This is a genomic window from Paenibacillus nanensis (genome assembly GCF_003583765.1).
Taxonomy (GTDB): Bacteria; Bacillota; Bacilli; order Paenibacillales; family Paenibacillaceae; genus Pristimantibacillus; species Pristimantibacillus nanensis.
In genome coordinates this window covers 145,529-160,196 of the sequence record NZ_QXQA01000014.1, presented here as the reverse complement: position 1 = coordinate 160,196, position 14,668 = coordinate 145,529, and the positions used below count along the sequence as shown (strand labels likewise).

The window sequence follows — 14,668 nt, the reverse complement described above, 5'->3', positions numbered from 1 at the left end:
TCCTTTTGAGGTTGTTCAAACAGTCCACTTTGACTATTCGGCTATTCCGTCGCCTTTTCGCTTAGTTCAATATTCCGTTGATGCTCCTCGAACGTTTTGGCGAATAAATGCGTCTGTGAGCCGTCTTTTTTCGTTACGTAGAATAAATAGTCGGTATCGGCCGGATACAGCGCCGCCTGAATGGACGCTAAGCTAGGACTTGCAATCGGCCCCGGCGGCAAACCATCGATTTTGTACGTATTGTACGGACTATCAATTTCCAAATCGGCCAGCGACAGCCGCTCCTTAGGAGCGTCAAGCGCATACTGCACGGTAGCGTCGATCTGAAGCCGCATAGGATATGACAAACGGTTGTAGATGACGCCGGCTACGAGCGCGCGTTCCTCGTCCACGACGACTTCGCGTTCCACCAAGGAAGCGATGGTCAAAATTTCGTGAAGCGTCTTGCCGGACGACTCCAGCACAGACTGCCAATCATCAGGAAGCCCGCTGAGCTTGCGGTCGGTCTCCGTCAGCATCCGGATAATAATATCCTCTTCCGTGCTGTCTTTTTTCAATTCATACGTTTCCGGGAATAAGTAGCCTTCGAGCCGTTTATGCAGCGCCGCTTCCTTCGGAATGTCCCGCACCGCCTCGGCGTCTCCCCATTCACGATCCGTCTCCGCAAGCTCAAGAAATTTATCCTTGTCCACGATGCCTTCCGAGCTGAGCTTCTCCGCGATTTGCAGCACCGTATAGCCCTCCGGAATCGTGAATCGGATCGTTTCCTCTTCAATGATATCGCCGGAGTTTAGCTTGGCGATGACAGCGTTGATCTCCATCCCTGGGGACAGCTCGTACACGCCCGCTTGGAAACGGGAGCCTTCATCCTTCAGTTTCAAATAATAGCTGAATACGAATCCATTTTTAATAATGCCGTTCTCTTCCAGAAGCTCCGCAACCCCATTGGCAGACATGCCCCGGCTGATCGTAACTTGCTTCACTTCTCCGCTCTTCGTAGGCTGCAGGCTGTTCCATATGTAAAACAATACGCCTCCGGCGACAAGCAGCATAAGGCCAAGCAAACTGAGCGCAACCCACAGATTGATGAGCCACCGCTTAGGTCCTTGCGCTTTTTTTCTTTTTTTCTTCTTCTGCTTCTCTTCCGTCGTATCTAACAACTGATCGCACCCTCTTTTGAAAAGTTTCCGAAAAAAAGAGCGGCCCGTAAGCCGCCCTTTTGGTTCAACTATAGGAATGTGTCACCATCCGCTAGGGGCGTTCGTCACCCGCGAACATCATATCGTCGTACGCCTCCGACGCCGCTTCCCATTCTTCATCGTCCTCGATGGACTCCAAGTGGGGCTCTCCGTCCTCCAAACGAATGCGAAGCAGCTCAACCTCGTCTTCGCCGCGCATTGCTTCGTTCTGTAAGGCGACATACTGTACATCACCTAATTGAAACTCCGCTTTAATGCGATACGTCTCCGTAGCGCCGTCCTCAGCCACAAGCTCGATTTCCCCGCCGAACAATTCCTTCAGGCGGCTTTGCTCCACGGGAGCGTTATCATAACCTTCCGGCATTAGTCTTGCTCCTCCATCTCGCCCAACAGCGTATTGAAGGTTTCCTCCACCATATTCCACTCTTCTTCGTCTTCGATCGTATAAAGCTTCAGGTCATCGCCTTCTTCCTCATAGCGGAAAGCGTACACCTCGTCTTCTTCTTCGTCCGACCCGATAAGAGGAACAACCATCATATATTTCTGATCCGAACCATCGACCTCGAACTTCATGATGACTTCGAATTCTTCTTCGTTACCCTCTTCATCCGGAATATAGATAATTTCCGGCTCTTCGTACTGCATGTCGTCCTTTGTCATCGTAACCCTCACCTTTTCGTATTAGAATCGAGATAATTTTGCAAGATGAGCGCTGCCGCCATCTTGTCGATTACTTGCTTCCTCTTCCTCCGGCTGACGTCCGCTTCAAGCAGCGTTCGCTCGGCGGCTACCGTTGTCAGCCTTTCATCCCAAAGGTGAACGGGTATTTCTAGCTTCTGCCCAATCTGCTCTGCAAATGCGATGCAAATTTCGCCACGCGGGCCGACGGTACCGTTCATGTTTTTCGGCAGACCGACTACGATCTCGGAAACCTCATGCTCCTTCACGAGCTCTGCGATCCGATCCAGCTCTCCGCCGTCCCGCCGTTTCTCAACGACGGTCAGGCCTTGAGCCGTCCATCTAAACGCGTCGCTCACGGCTACCCCGATATTGCGGTCTCCGTAATCCAGTCCCATAACTCTCATCCGGTGTCCGGCTCCTCACCTATTATTGGTTCTTATGCTGCAAGTAAAACCGGACCAACTCTTCGATCAATTCGTCACGTTCCTTCTTGCGAATCAAACTTCTGGCGTTGTTGTGCCGCGGAATATACGCGGGGTCTCCGGACAGCAAATACCCAACGATCTGGTTTATCGGATTATATTCTTTCTCCAGCAGCGCTTCATGCACCTTAAGCAGAATATCCCCAGAAGAAGTCTCCACCCCCTCTGCCTTCACGTTAAACTTCATTGTTTGGTCCATAGAACTCATCAACAGCACCTCGCTTTCAAAAACCATCCAAATCGCTGTTACCTAACTTTACTATATCACATTCGCCCGGTTAACAACCAGTTCTTCCGCAACTTTGAGCGCTTCTTCGAGCTTCGACACGTCTTTGCCGCCTGCTTGGGCCATATCCGGACGTCCTCCGCCATTACCGCCGCACACGACAGCCGCTTCCTTAATAATTTGGCCGGCATGGAAGCCCTTCTTCACTAAATCGGCGGATACAGCCGCAGCCAGATTCACTTTGTCTTCGCCGGCGGCGCCAAGCACGATGACGCTGGATGCGAGCTTCCCTTTGAGCTCGTCAACTATGCCGCGCAGCGCGTCCATCGAAGGAGCGCTTACTTTCGCGCACAGGACGGTTACGTCTCCGGCTTTGATCGCTTTCGATTCCAGGGAGCCCGCTTCAATCCGGCTCAGCTTTCCTTGCAGCGATTCATTCTCTCTCGAAAGCTCCTTCAGCTGACCGTACAAGGCTTCAACCCGCTTCGGCACATCGGCCGTATTCGACTTCAGCAGGCCTGCCGCTTGCTTCAGCAGCTCCACTTGCTCCTCGTAGTACGCGTAAGCATGCTTGCCGGTTACAGCTTCAATACGACGCACGCCGGAGCCGATGCCGCTTTCGCCGAGCAGCTTGAACAATCCGATTTGCGACGTATTGCGGACATGGCAGCCGCCGCACAGCTCCAAACTGTAGTCGCCGACGCGCACAACGCGCACGATGTCGCCGTATTTCTCTCCGAACAGCGCCATCGCGCCCATCGCTTTCGCTTCCGTCAGCGATTTGTTCGAAATGTCGACATCCGTGCCGAACCAGATCTGCTCGTTCACTCTGCGCTCAATTTCGGCAAGCTCCTCCGGCGTTACGCTGCCGAAATGCGAGAAGTCGAACCGCAGTCTCTCGCTTTCGACGAGCGATCCCGCTTGGTTAACATGGTCGCCCAGCACTTCCTTCAGCGCTTTATGCAGCAGATGTGTCGCCGTATGGTTTTTGATAATATCTTCGCGGGCCGCTTTATCGATTTCCGCCTTCACCTTCGCGCCAACCGCCACAGTGCCGGACTCTACCACAGCATGATGGACAGATTGGCCGTGAGGCGCTTTCGTCACGTTGTTCACGCGGACGACGAAGGTGTCCGCCGTGATCAAGCCGCGGTCGGCCACTTGACCGCCGCTTTCCGCATAGAACGGCGTCCGGTCGAGCAGAAGCATAATTTCGCTTCCTTCGCCGGCTTCCTCCACCAGCTCATCGCTCAGTACGATAGCCGTTATATGGGATTCTGTTACCAGATCATTATAGCCAACAAATTCGCTTTTAACCGTAAAGTCGGAGAGCGGTCCGCCCTGGACCTTCATGCTGCCGGTATCGCGGCGTCCGCCGCGTCCGCGCTCGCGCTGCAGCTCCATTTCTTTATCGAAGCCTTCGCGGTCTACCGTCATGCCGTGCTCAGCGGCAAAGTCCTCCGTCAAGTCGAACGGGAAGCCGTAGGTGTCGTACAGACGGAATGCGTCAGCGCCCGCGATTTGCTTGCTCCCCGACGCCGAAGCGGAGGAGACGACATCTGCAAGCAGCGCCAGACCTTCGGTCAACGTCTCATGGAAACGCTCCTCCTCCGTCCGAATTACGCGCTCGATAAACTCGCGCTTCTCGACAACCTCCGGATAATACACGCCCATGATGTCTCCGACAACGCTTGTCAGCTCATACAGGAACGGGCGGTCAACGCCGAGCTTCTTGCCGTAACGCACCGCGCGGCGAAGCAATCTGCGGATAATATAGCCGCGTCCTTCATTAGACGGCATAACGCCGTCGCCGACGGAGAACACCACCGTGCGGATATGGTCGGCAATAACCTTCAGCGCAACGTCGTGCTCTTCATTCACATGATATTTCACATTCGCGATTTCGCAGGTACGGTCGATAATCGGACGGAACAGATCCGTGTCGAAGTTGGAGTCCACATCTTGAAGAATGGAAGCGAAACGCTCGAGTCCTGCGCCCGTATCGATGTTTTTGTTCGGCAGCGGCGTGTAGCTGCCGTCTTTATTGTGATTGAACTGGGAGAATACGAGGTTCCATACTTCGAGGAAACGCTCGTTCTCGCCGCCAGGCCAGCATTCCGGATCGTTCAGATCGCCGTATTTGTCGCCGCGGTCATAGAAAATTTCCGTACATGGGCCGCACGGACCTTCGCCGATATCCCAGAAGTTTTCCTCGAGCTTGTAGATACGCGACTCCGGAATCCCGATCTTCTCGTTCCAATAGCGGAACGCTTCCTCGTCCTCCGGATAGACCGTTACAGACAAGCGCTCCGGATCAAAGCCGATCCATTTCTTGTCCGTCAGAAACTCCCATGCCCACGTAATGACTTCTTCCTTGAAATAATCGCCGATGGAGAAGTTGCCAAGCATTTCAAAAAAAGTATGGTGCCTGCGCGTTTTGCCTACGTTCTCGATATCGTTGGTGCGGATACACTTCTGCGAGTTCGCAATCCGCGGATTGTCCGGGATGACGCGGCCGTCGAAATACGGCTTAAGCGGAGCCATGCCCGCGTTGATCCACAGCAGCGACGGATCGTTATGCGGAACGAGCGACGCGCTCGGCTCGATCGCATGTCCTTTCTCTTTGAAAAATTGCAGCCATTTGGCTCTTATCTCACTAGCTTTCATCCTTTATTCCTCCTCAAAGTTTTGCGAAGCAAAACCGCCTCGTTAACCTATCCAAGTCGCGCGAAGCATCCCCGCTTCCTCATTGACGCAAAAAACGCCCCTGTCATCGACAGGGACGAATGAAATTCGCGGTACCACCCTGGTTATCGCGCATGCAAAGCGCAATCTCCTTAGAAGACGATAACGGGTCCAACCGGTGAAGTTCGTTCACACTCCGAAAACAGCTTTCGGCCATTCTTCGCATAAGCGCTCTCCCAACCAACGCCTAGGCCCTGGGGCAATAAGCGAAGGAGCGCTCTCTCTGGATGTCGGGCAATGGCTTACTTCATTTCGTCAACGTGTTCAGACATATAGTTCAAATTATATCCATCGCCGAAAAGGCTGTCAAATGATCTTGCGCCTTACATAATAAGCGAACATATGCTGAACGATGACCTTGCAGGCGGCAAAGATCGGAACAGCTAATATCATCCCGACAATTCCCGCGATTTCCCCGCCGACCAGGAGAGCAAATATGATTAGCAGCGGATGCATATGTAACGTTCGGCCAACGACTTGCGGAGAGATCACGTTGCCTTCGAGAATTTGACACGCCGTGTTGACGATCGCAACCAGCACCATCATTTTAAGCGAAACGGTAGACGCCATCAGCAGCGCCGGCGCCGCGCCGAAGAACGGCCCCATATACGGAATCACGTTCGTAATCGCGACAATGCTGGCGAGCAGCAAAGCGTAAGGCATGCCAATGAGCAGGTAGCCGCAATACGCGAGGGTTCCCACGATAATACAGACCAGGAACTGGCCGCGGATATAGCTGCCTAGCGCATGATCGATATCCTTCATCAGCCTGACTGTATTTTTCCGGTGAGATTTCGGCACATAGGTAATGACCGTTCGTTCGAACACATCGAAATCCTTTAAGATGTAGAAAGCGAGAAACGGGATGATAAACGCTACAAACACCGCATTCAGCATCGAGCCGATATTGTTGACAAAATGCATGAGCGCTTCCGTAACCCGCTTCTCCATGCCGACAAGCGCCTTGTCGATCCCGTCCCGGAAGCTTTCCGGCAGGAAGGACGTATTGTTCAGATCCGTCACGATGCTCTGCGCTCGAACGGTGAACTCGGGTAGATGACGGTTCAGCTCCTGCACTTGCTCGATAAACATCGGGATCATATTAACCAGCAGAACGGTCAGCGCCGCGCAGAACACCGCGTAAATAAGCAGCACCGCAATCGTCCTCGGCACCTTCCGCTCATGCAGCAGCGTGACAATCGGATTGAGCACGTACGAAATAATCATGGCAATCAGGAAGGGCCCCAGCACCGCTTTTAGAAAGCTATAGATCGAAACAATAAGCGGCTTCAGCAGGAGCAAAAAATAAATCGCGATCAGGCCGAGTATCAGGTAGACCAGCCAAACAAACAGCCGGTTATTCGTAAATCGTTCCAACTTGCCCACCTCCGAACCAAAAAAGCGCGCCCGTCCCGCCCGTTTCCCTGCAAGACCATAACGCTAATCTAGTACAGTATATGTACAAGTTGTGCCCGTCATCCTACGAAAACGCAAAAAAAGACGGCGGGGCCGTCTTCGTCTGCTGCAAACCGTTAACCGTTCAAATGAACAGAAGGCGGAATCTCTTCTTCAAAAAACAGATCGTCCAGCGAGCTGAGCGTCCCGTCCTCTTCCACTTGGTAGACCGACATTTTATCGCCGTTCACTGTGAGCTCAATAAAGCAGCCCCAGCAATAAAATTGGTGGGAACCGATTTTCCCTATATCTTTCGAATTACAGTTTGGACATCTCATCATACTCATAGCAACCATTCTCCCTATCCTCTGAAATTGGAAGCAGCGACAGGCTCCAATTCCGCTTCACTGACAGCAGGAACGATAATCGCGTCTTCCCCGAGCAATACCATATCCGGATCACTCGGCGCCTTCAGCCATTTACGCCCCTCCATCAGATCCGAAATAAAACCGTCTGTAAGCTCATAGCCTACTATTTGTGTTCCCTGCGAAGGGTAAAAATAAACATCGGACAATAACCCCAGCTGTTCGCCGTGCACGGTAATGACCGGCATATGCTTCAGCTTGATGATACCGGTATAGAAGGCACGCCTGACTTGCTTTGGCTTCATCGAGATAACGGCTTCCGCACCGGAAATGATAACCGCGTCTTCGCCGCAGGTAAGCACCTCGCTCCACGGGACGACCCGCGTCTTCGACGCGAACCACTTCGCGAATTCCAGGATCAAGCCGTTCAGCTTCCAATTCTCGTCAAACCATGCGTCCTTAACGGTGCCGACCTGCTTGCCGGAATGAATGACAATTACGGGCAATCCAATCAGCTGTTGAAGCTTCACCACTTTGGAAGGAAACCTCCTAACCTTTGCTCCGAATCCGAGTGACGATATCGGTCACGATCTTCGCAGCGCTCTCAAGCTCCTCCAAAGTATTCCCCATTCCAAAGCTAAATCTTACAGCGGAATCAAGACGTTCCTGCGGCAGGCCCATCGCCAGCAGCACATGCGATTTCTCCAGCGAGCCGGATGTGCAGGCCGAGCCGCTTGCAGCCGCGATTCCCGCCATATCAAGGTTCATCAGCATCGTCTCCGTCTGCACGCCGATGAAGCTAATGTTGATAATATGGGGCAAACTGCCGCTTTCGTCTCCGTTGATGAAGAGCTCGCCGCCCGGTATGTCTTGACGAAGCAGCTCTATCCATCTCATACGAAGCTTGTCCATAAAAGGTTTCTTATTTTTTCGTTCGTTCACACAAATGTCAACAGCTTTGGCAAAACCGGCGATCCCGGCCACGTTTTCCGTGCCCGCGCGGCGTTTCCGCTCCTGCGAGCCGCCATGCTGGGTCGGTTCAAAAGGAGTCCCCGAAGCGATATAAAGAGCGCCTACGCCTTGCGGGCCGTTAATTTTATGAGCCGAGAAGCTCATCAAATCGACGGGCAGCTCCGACAGCCGATAGTCGGTATACCCAAGCGACTGCACGGCGTCCACGTGAAAGACAGCTCCGCCCGCGCGGACAACTTCGCCGATTTCCTCAATCGGCTGAATCGTGCCAACCTCGTTGTTGCCGTGCATGATGCTGACAACCGCGGTTTCCGGGCGCATCGCCTCTCTCACTTGCTCCGGATGGACGCGCCCGTGGATATCCACCGGCAGCACCGTTAGCGAGAACCCTTCCTTCTCTTCCAGCCACTTGCATGTATGTAACACGGCATGATGCTCAGCCGCGGAAGTTATAATATGGCGTTTCCCCTTCTGGCGCTGGGCTCTAGCCGCCCCGATTAACGCGGCGTTATCGCTTTCCGTGCCTCCGGAAGTAAACAGCAATTCATTCGGCTTGCAGCCGACCGCCGCCGAAATAAGATCACGCGCACGGCTCAGCTGCCCTTTGGCGGCGCGTCCGTACGCGTGAATGCTCGAGCCGTTGCCGCCCGGCCCTTGCATCAGTTCCACCATCGTCTGGATGACCTCCGGATGCATAGGCGTCGTTGCGGCATGGTCAAAGTAATAGCTCATTTTTATTCCATCTCCATACGAAAACCGTTCTAGTGTCCTTAAATGTAAAACATATAGCTTTCTTTCGTCTCTTCTTCCTTGTAATTGATCATATGCTCCAGCGTCGTCGAGTCCAGCACATCGGCGATGCTGTCGCGGATTCGCAGCCATAGGTTGCGCTTAGCCGGATCGTCCTCCTCGGTAAAATCAACCGGCGAAATCGGTCCTTCCAGGATGCGGATAATATCGCCCGATGTAATCTCGGACGGCTCCTTGGACAGGATATAACCGCCGTATGCGCCACGGATGCTTTTCACCAAGCCCGCATTGCGCAGCGGCGCTACGAGCTGCTCCAAATAATGCTCGGATAATTGATTTTTCTCGGCAATGCTTTTCAGCGAAATCGGACCTTCTCCGAACTTTGCTGCAAGCTCCATCATAATTGTAAGGCCGTAACGGCCTTTCGTCGATATTTTCAAAAGCGGCACCTCATTCTATAAATCACTGTATTCCCATTATTCATCTATGTTATCATATCAGCCGCGCTGCGTGTGTAAAAAGGTTGGCAACTTCATGAAAAACTTTTTGGCTTATGGTACAATGTTGAAAGCTCCAAACAGACTGGAAGGTGAAACTTATGAGCAAATCAATCGCCGAAACGCGAGTTGTCGTCGGCATGTCCGGCGGCGTAGATTCTTCGGTCACCGCGCTGCTGCTGAAGCAGCAAGGGTATGACGTGATCGGCATTTTCATGAAAAACTGGGATGACACCGATGAATTCGGCCATTGCACCGCGGAAGAGGACGCCGAAGACGTCCGCCGCGTATGCGACCAAATCGGCATTCCTTATTATACCGTAAATTTCGAACGCCAATATTTCGATAAGGTGTTCACTTATTTCCTGGACGAGTACAAGCGCGGACGGACGCCTAATCCTGACGTCATGTGCAATCGGGAAATCAAGTTCGGCGATTTCCTGAACAAGGCGCTTGAGCTTAACGCCGACTATCTTGCGACCGGTCATTACGCCAGAGTGGAACGGTCGGCGGACGGGACCACCAAGCTGCTTCGCGGCGTCGATCCCGGCAAGGACCAAACGTATTTCTTGAGCGCGCTGAATCAGGAGCAGCTAGCCAAAGCGATGTTCCCGATCGGCCATCTGCCGAAGCCGGAGGTTCGCCGTATCGCGGAAGAAGCCGGTCTTCACACCGCGAAGAAGAAGGACAGCACCGGCGTCTGCTTTATCGGCGAACGCAATTTCAAGGAATTCCTCAGCGGCTATCTGCCCGCCCGTCCCGGCGATATGGTGGACATCCGCACCGGAGAGAAGAAAGGCCGTCATGACGGTCTCATGTATTATACGCTTGGTCAACGCCAAGGCCTTGGCATCGGCGGATCGGGCGGCGGCAACGGCGAGCCATGGTTCGTAGCCGATAAAGATTTAGAGGCAAACGTGCTGTATGTCGTACAGGGCGAAAGCCACCCAAGCCTTTATTCGGAGAGCTTAGTCGCTAGCGGGGTGAATTGGATTGTTCCAATCGAAGCCTCAAAGCCCTTCTCCTGCACGGCGAAGTTCCGTTACCGCCAGCCGGATCAAGGCGTTACGGTTACAATGCGGGAAGACGGAACCGCGCTTGTCGATTTCGACAAGCCGCAAAAAGCCGTTACGCCTGGACAGGCGGTTGTTTTCTACGACGGCGAGGTTTGCTTAGGCGGAGGCACGATCGACGTCGTCAATAAAATAAAAGCGGAAACCGTCGTATAAATAGTCGGGCTGAGCCGGGAACTACGCGTTCCCGCTCAGCCCTTTTTTATGCTCCGGATTCGGCGCGGCGCCGCTTAGCCCGCCGTCCGCAAATTGTATGCGAATACGGGTAATCCGCAAATGCTGCATTTCCTCGATATAAAAGGCATATCTCCCGTCAACATAGACCGATTGACCGCTTACGGGCGGGAAATCGATATGCGAATAAATCCAGCCGCCGATCGTATCGTAGTCGCCGGAATCAATTTCGGTTCCGAAGAAGCCGTTGACTTCCTCGATCAGCATAAGGCCGCTGACCGAATACGAGCCGTCTTCGTTTTTTACAATGGCGGAGACGTCGGGATCAAACTCGTCTTTAATATCCCCTACAATCTCCTCCATAATATCCTCCAGCGTGACAAGACCGGAAGTTCCTCCATATTCGTCGATCAGTATCGCGATTTGCGACTTTTTCTTCTGCATCAGCTTGAGCAGCGCGCTGATGGGGATCGAATCCGGCACCGATGTGATAGGCCTGATTAGCTCCAGAATCGATTCCTCCGTTCCGGCGGAAGACTTCAGCAAATCCTTCATATGAACAAAACCGATGATGTTGTCCTTATCCGTCTCACAAACGGGGTAACGGGTTCTCATATATTGGATCGCTATCGCTTTGTTCGCCTCCAACGACAGCTGGGCATGAAGGCAAATCATCTCCGTTCGCGGGATCATAATTTCTTTGGCGGTCGTTTCCGCAAAGTCGAAAATATTATCCACCAGCGTGAGCTCGGTTTGGTCAATATGCCCGTTGCGGTGGCTCTCCTTCAGCAAGTCGCGCAAATCCTCCTCCGTATGCGCCGTCTCCTTCGCCGTGTCGGGCACAACGCCAAAAAACCGCTGCAGCTTCGAAGCGATTAGCTCAATGAGCCAGATAACGGGAGACGCCAGCAAATAAAGGATATGAAGCGGCTTCGCCGCCGCAAGCGCCGTTCGCTCCGCTCTTCGCTTTACGATTGATCTCGGCAGCAGCTCGCCTACTAACAAATGAAGCATGACAGTGGGGACGAATACGAGTAGAAAAGCGAAAATCGACGTCGAAGAAGTCAGTTCGGGGAAGGCTCGAGCTAAGCTTTCGGCAAGGCCTGCCGATTCCGTCAATCGCGCGGCAAGCCATCCTAGCCCTACGGATGAGATCGTTACGCCAAGCTGACATAACGTCATATATAAATTCAGCCGATCGAGAATTCGCCTTGCCCTTCTTGCTCTAACGCCACCTTCCTTTGTCATCTGTTCAAACCGGTAGATTCTTGCTGTAGAAAGAGCGTATTGTGCCGCCACAAGAAATCCGTTCACGCCAATCAGAAGCAGTACCAAAGCAAGCGACAAGCTGAGCGGTAATGGATCTCCCAAAACGTCCCTGCCTGTCACGGCCGCTCGCTGCAGCGAGCGCGACGGCAGGCGCACCTCCCTTTCGCGTCCAAAGCTTCTTTAATAAAAAGCTTTGTGTAGTTAACATAATGTCTATTCGGGATAGCTTAGCCGTTATGCAAGGCAGTACGGGGGCGGGGGATTTTTTTGTCAGGAAACGTTCATAATCTCATGAATTTGCCCCTCCTATTTCGAAGCGGAACGCGTACCTTATTTGGTATAATGCAAGGAGGCATCAAGATGCCGAGCCATCGGCTATCCCATCTATCATGAAAGGAGGATTGATTCAAATGAAACGCATGCTTATCTTCATCTTTGCGTTCATGCTGATCTTGCCAAATACGGTTCTAGCGCATTCCAAGCTGACTGCTTCCACGCCCTCCGCTGATTCTACGGTGAATACCGTTCCCGGGCAGGTTGAAATGACTTTTAATACGGATATCGAATCGCTCAGCAACTTTAAGCTGTTCAATGCGGCGGGGGAACAAATCGAAACCGGCAAGGCGTCCGTTAACGGCGCTACAATGACCGGCGCGCTGCCTCCCGATTTGGCAAATGGCGTCTATACGGTGAAATGGACGATTATTGGCGCCGACAGCCATTCAGTAGAAGGAGAGTTCTCGTTTACGGTCGATGCGCCTGTAACATCTCCATCCCCGGAAGCTTCGCCGTCGCCAGACAGCGCGGAAGCATCCGGCCAGCCTGCGGCTTCTGCTGAACCGTCCCCGACAGTCGAGCCGTCGCCATCGGCTGATGCTGCGCAAGCAGACGATACCGGCAATGAAAATGACGGCAACGGTTCCGCACTGACACCTATACTCATCATCGCGGGGATCATTGTAATCGCTGCCGTAATTATTACGCTGTCGCGGAGGCGCAAATCATGATTTATATAAGCGAAGGTTTACTTTATGTATGCTTCGCGATCCTTATCGGGGCGCTGACGCTCCGAATTGTGCCGGAGAAGCTGCAGCCGGCCGTGCAAGTGCCGAACGGCTTACTATTGGCTTGCGCTGCGGCCATTCCGGTATTGTCTTATGTGCCGATCCACCAGCTTGCGAGGTTGTTCGCGAAAGACTTCGAGCTTTCGTATTTCGCGATGCTGAAGAGCATCCTGCTTGACGTCAAAGCGGGCAAAGCATGGCTGTGGACGGCGTTAGGCGCTGCCGGACTCGCGGTGCTGCTCTCCGCCAAGTCGTTCCGGAACGACCGGCATATGCCGAAGGTTGCGCTGTTCGTTACGATGCTTCTGATCGTATGGCTCGGTTACGCCAGCCATGCTTCGTCTTTAAGCGCCCTAAAGGGGCTGGTTGTTCATACCGCCCACTTTTTCGCGTTCAGCCTATGGATCGGCATTTTGTTCGTGACTGCCTGGTTCTCCAGAAGCGCAGGCAAAAGCGCAGACAATTGGCCGGCTTTTCTGAAATGGTTCTCGCCGCTTGCGATCATCTGTGTCGTTGTTACGCTGCTCGCAGGCTTTACGCTTATGACCTTTACGACGCCGGAGTATGTGAATGCCTGGATGCTGCCTTACGGCCAAGCGCTGCTGATCAAGCATCTGCTGATCCTGCCGCTGCTGCTGTTTGCTTACACCAACGGGTTTATGTACAAATCCGCCGTCGCGGCTAACCCGGATTTTCATCCGGTCAAATGGCTGCGAATCGAAAGCATTGCAGCGGTTCTTATGCTTGGGGCGACTGCATTTATGGGACAGCAAACGCCTCCGCATACGGTCAAAGACACGCTGCAAACGGAGTCGCCGTCGCCGTTGTTCACCTGGCTGTACAAAGGCTCGTTCAGTCCTGATCTCGATCTGCGCTTCACGCTGCATATGGAAAGCATTCTGATGCTGGCGGCTGCTTTGCTAGTTGCGGTCGCCGTTGTGTGGACGTACCGCTTGAACAGACCGTGGACAGCGCTCCCGCTTGGGCTGCTTGCCGCAGGGTTCACGTACTTAGGGCTTATGTTCTCTATATCTTAGGATAGGATAGACGGAAGAAGCAGCGCCGCTTTGGGCGCTGCTTCTTTTTTGCATTTCCCGGATTAGCAGCAGCCCGGATCACAGCATCCAGGTTCGCAGCAGCTCGTCTCGGCTTTTACCTCTTCGCAGCAAGCTGGCTCGCAGCAGTTTTGTTGGCTCATTTTGTTCACCTCCTTCTTCAAGTATACTTGCAATTTGCAAATATTTATTGAAAAGAAATCCTCTATCAGCGTAGAGGAGAGCAGCAGGAATCCGATTTCAGCATCGCGTCGTTTAATAGGCCGATCGAGCGAATGACGGATTCTCTTTCAAATTCGCTCAAATGCGATAATACTTGCCGCAAATGATGGTTCACTTGGCGGTCCAAGCTGCTGTTAATCGCCTCGCCCTGTGCCGAAAGCGTCAGCACTTGAATCCGGTTATCGTCAGGATGAGGCGTTTTGTTCACCAATCCCTTCTCCGCCAGCGCCTTCACTTGCCGGCTGAAGGTCGTAATATCGACGCCAAGCGCGTTCGCCGCTTCTTGAACGGAAGGTCTGTTAAGCCGTTTGATCTCGAACAGAATATGGCTTTGCTGCAGCGAAATCTCGGTACCGCAGCAGTTGTCGCAGCATTGCTCGGTTAAAAAACCGAATCGTCTGGCGAGTACGAGGAACATGCCGCGCAAATCTTGTTGCTCGTTCATTGTGATTCACCTCTTGTTTTTAATGTAGCACAATTATTTGCATTTTGCAAATAT

General features: G+C 52.9%; 16 protein-coding genes. 3 read left to right on the top strand and 13 right to left on the bottom strand.

Translation table 11 applies throughout. The annotated features are described in order from the left end of the window. Positions 1 to 41: 41 nt before the first annotated feature. From mltG to cymR, 11 genes are all read right to left on the bottom strand, one after another. On the bottom strand, positions 42 to 1,082 hold the full coding sequence (mltG, locus tag D3P08_RS20185) for an endolytic transglycosylase MltG (protein ID WP_420819051.1): 1,041 nt from the start codon (positions 1,080 to 1,082) through the stop codon (positions 42 to 44). Positions 1,083 to 1,251: 169 nt separating this feature from the next. Then, on the bottom strand, positions 1,252 to 1,563 hold the full coding sequence (locus D3P08_RS20180) for a DUF1292 domain-containing protein (RefSeq protein ID WP_119601885.1): 312 nt from the start codon (positions 1,561 to 1,563) through the stop codon (positions 1,252 to 1,254). Continuing rightward, entirely contained in the window at positions 1,563 to 1,859 is a 297-nt protein-coding gene (locus D3P08_RS20175; protein WP_119601883.1) for a DUF1292 domain-containing protein, read from the bottom strand. The genes D3P08_RS20180 and D3P08_RS20175 overlap by 1 nt, the downstream gene beginning before the upstream one ends. Positions 1,860 to 1,867: 8 nt before the next feature. Beyond that, positions 1,868 to 2,284 (bottom strand): Holliday junction resolvase RuvX, encoded by a 417-nt coding sequence (ruvX, locus tag D3P08_RS20170; protein WP_119601881.1) that lies wholly within the window; start codon positions 2,282 to 2,284, stop codon positions 1,868 to 1,870. 22 nt (positions 2,285 to 2,306) lie between these two features. Next, positions 2,307 to 2,570, bottom strand: coding sequence for an IreB family regulatory phosphoprotein (locus D3P08_RS20165; protein WP_119601942.1), 264 nt, complete (start codon positions 2,568 to 2,570; stop codon positions 2,307 to 2,309). A gap of 51 nt (positions 2,571 to 2,621) precedes the next feature. Next, positions 2,622 to 5,255: an alanine--tRNA ligase gene (alaS, locus tag D3P08_RS20160; protein ID WP_119601879.1), complete on the bottom strand. Its 2,634-nt coding sequence runs from the start codon at positions 5,253 to 5,255 to the stop codon at positions 2,622 to 2,624. A 384-nt stretch (positions 5,256 to 5,639) separates the two neighbouring features. After that, complete coding sequence (locus D3P08_RS20155) at positions 5,640 to 6,710, bottom strand: AI-2E family transporter (protein WP_119601877.1); 1,071 nt, start codon at positions 6,708 to 6,710, stop codon at positions 5,640 to 5,642. A 155-nt stretch (positions 6,711 to 6,865) separates the two neighbouring features. Continuing rightward, positions 6,866 to 7,069, bottom strand: coding sequence for a hypothetical protein (locus D3P08_RS20150; RefSeq protein WP_119601941.1), 204 nt, complete (start codon positions 7,067 to 7,069; stop codon positions 6,866 to 6,868). Positions 7,070 to 7,089: 20 nt separating this feature from the next. Next, complete coding sequence (locus tag D3P08_RS20145; protein ID WP_119601875.1) at positions 7,090 to 7,626, bottom strand: PRC-barrel domain-containing protein; 537 nt, start codon at positions 7,624 to 7,626, stop codon at positions 7,090 to 7,092. Between the two features lie 16 nt (positions 7,627 to 7,642). Continuing rightward, a complete protein-coding gene (locus D3P08_RS20140) occupies positions 7,643 to 8,797 on the bottom strand; it encodes a cysteine desulfurase family protein (RefSeq protein WP_119601874.1) in 1,155 nt (384 codons plus the stop codon). A 38-nt stretch (positions 8,798 to 8,835) separates the two neighbouring features. After that, positions 8,836 to 9,255, bottom strand: coding sequence for a cysteine metabolism transcriptional regulator CymR (gene cymR / locus D3P08_RS20135; protein WP_119601872.1), 420 nt, complete (start codon positions 9,253 to 9,255; stop codon positions 8,836 to 8,838). A gap of 158 nt (positions 9,256 to 9,413) precedes the next feature. On the opposite strand from cymR, the gene mnmA reads away from it, so the two are divergent. Then, a complete protein-coding gene (mnmA, locus tag D3P08_RS20130) occupies positions 9,414 to 10,541 on the top strand; it encodes a tRNA 2-thiouridine(34) synthase MnmA (protein WP_119601870.1) in 1,128 nt (375 codons plus the stop codon). Positions 10,542 to 10,562: 21 nt separating this feature from the next. Here mnmA and D3P08_RS20125 read toward each other — a convergent pair whose 3' ends face one another. Further along, on the bottom strand, positions 10,563 to 11,930 hold the full coding sequence (locus tag D3P08_RS20125) for a hemolysin family protein (RefSeq protein ID WP_119601868.1): 1,368 nt from the start codon (positions 11,928 to 11,930) through the stop codon (positions 10,563 to 10,565). A gap of 308 nt (positions 11,931 to 12,238) precedes the next feature. Here D3P08_RS20125 and D3P08_RS20120 point away from each other — a divergent pair, with 308 nt between their 5' ends. Beyond that, entirely contained in the window at positions 12,239 to 12,835 is a 597-nt protein-coding gene (locus D3P08_RS20120) for a copper resistance CopC family protein (protein WP_162848542.1), read from the top strand. Then, positions 12,832 to 13,929 carry a copper resistance D family protein gene (locus tag D3P08_RS20115; RefSeq protein WP_119601864.1) on the top strand — a complete coding sequence of 366 codons (1,098 nt, stop codon included), beginning with the start codon at positions 12,832 to 12,834 and terminating at the stop codon, positions 13,927 to 13,929. The genes D3P08_RS20120 and D3P08_RS20115 overlap by 4 nt, the downstream gene beginning before the upstream one ends. 226 nt (positions 13,930 to 14,155) lie before the next feature. On the opposite strand, the gene D3P08_RS20110 is transcribed toward D3P08_RS20115, so the two are convergent. Continuing rightward, the gene (locus D3P08_RS20110; RefSeq protein WP_119601862.1) at positions 14,156 to 14,614 is read right to left on the bottom strand and encodes a MarR family winged helix-turn-helix transcriptional regulator; all 459 of its coding nucleotides are present in this window, start codon (positions 14,612 to 14,614) and stop codon (positions 14,156 to 14,158) included. Positions 14,615 to 14,668 lie beyond the last annotated feature (54 nt).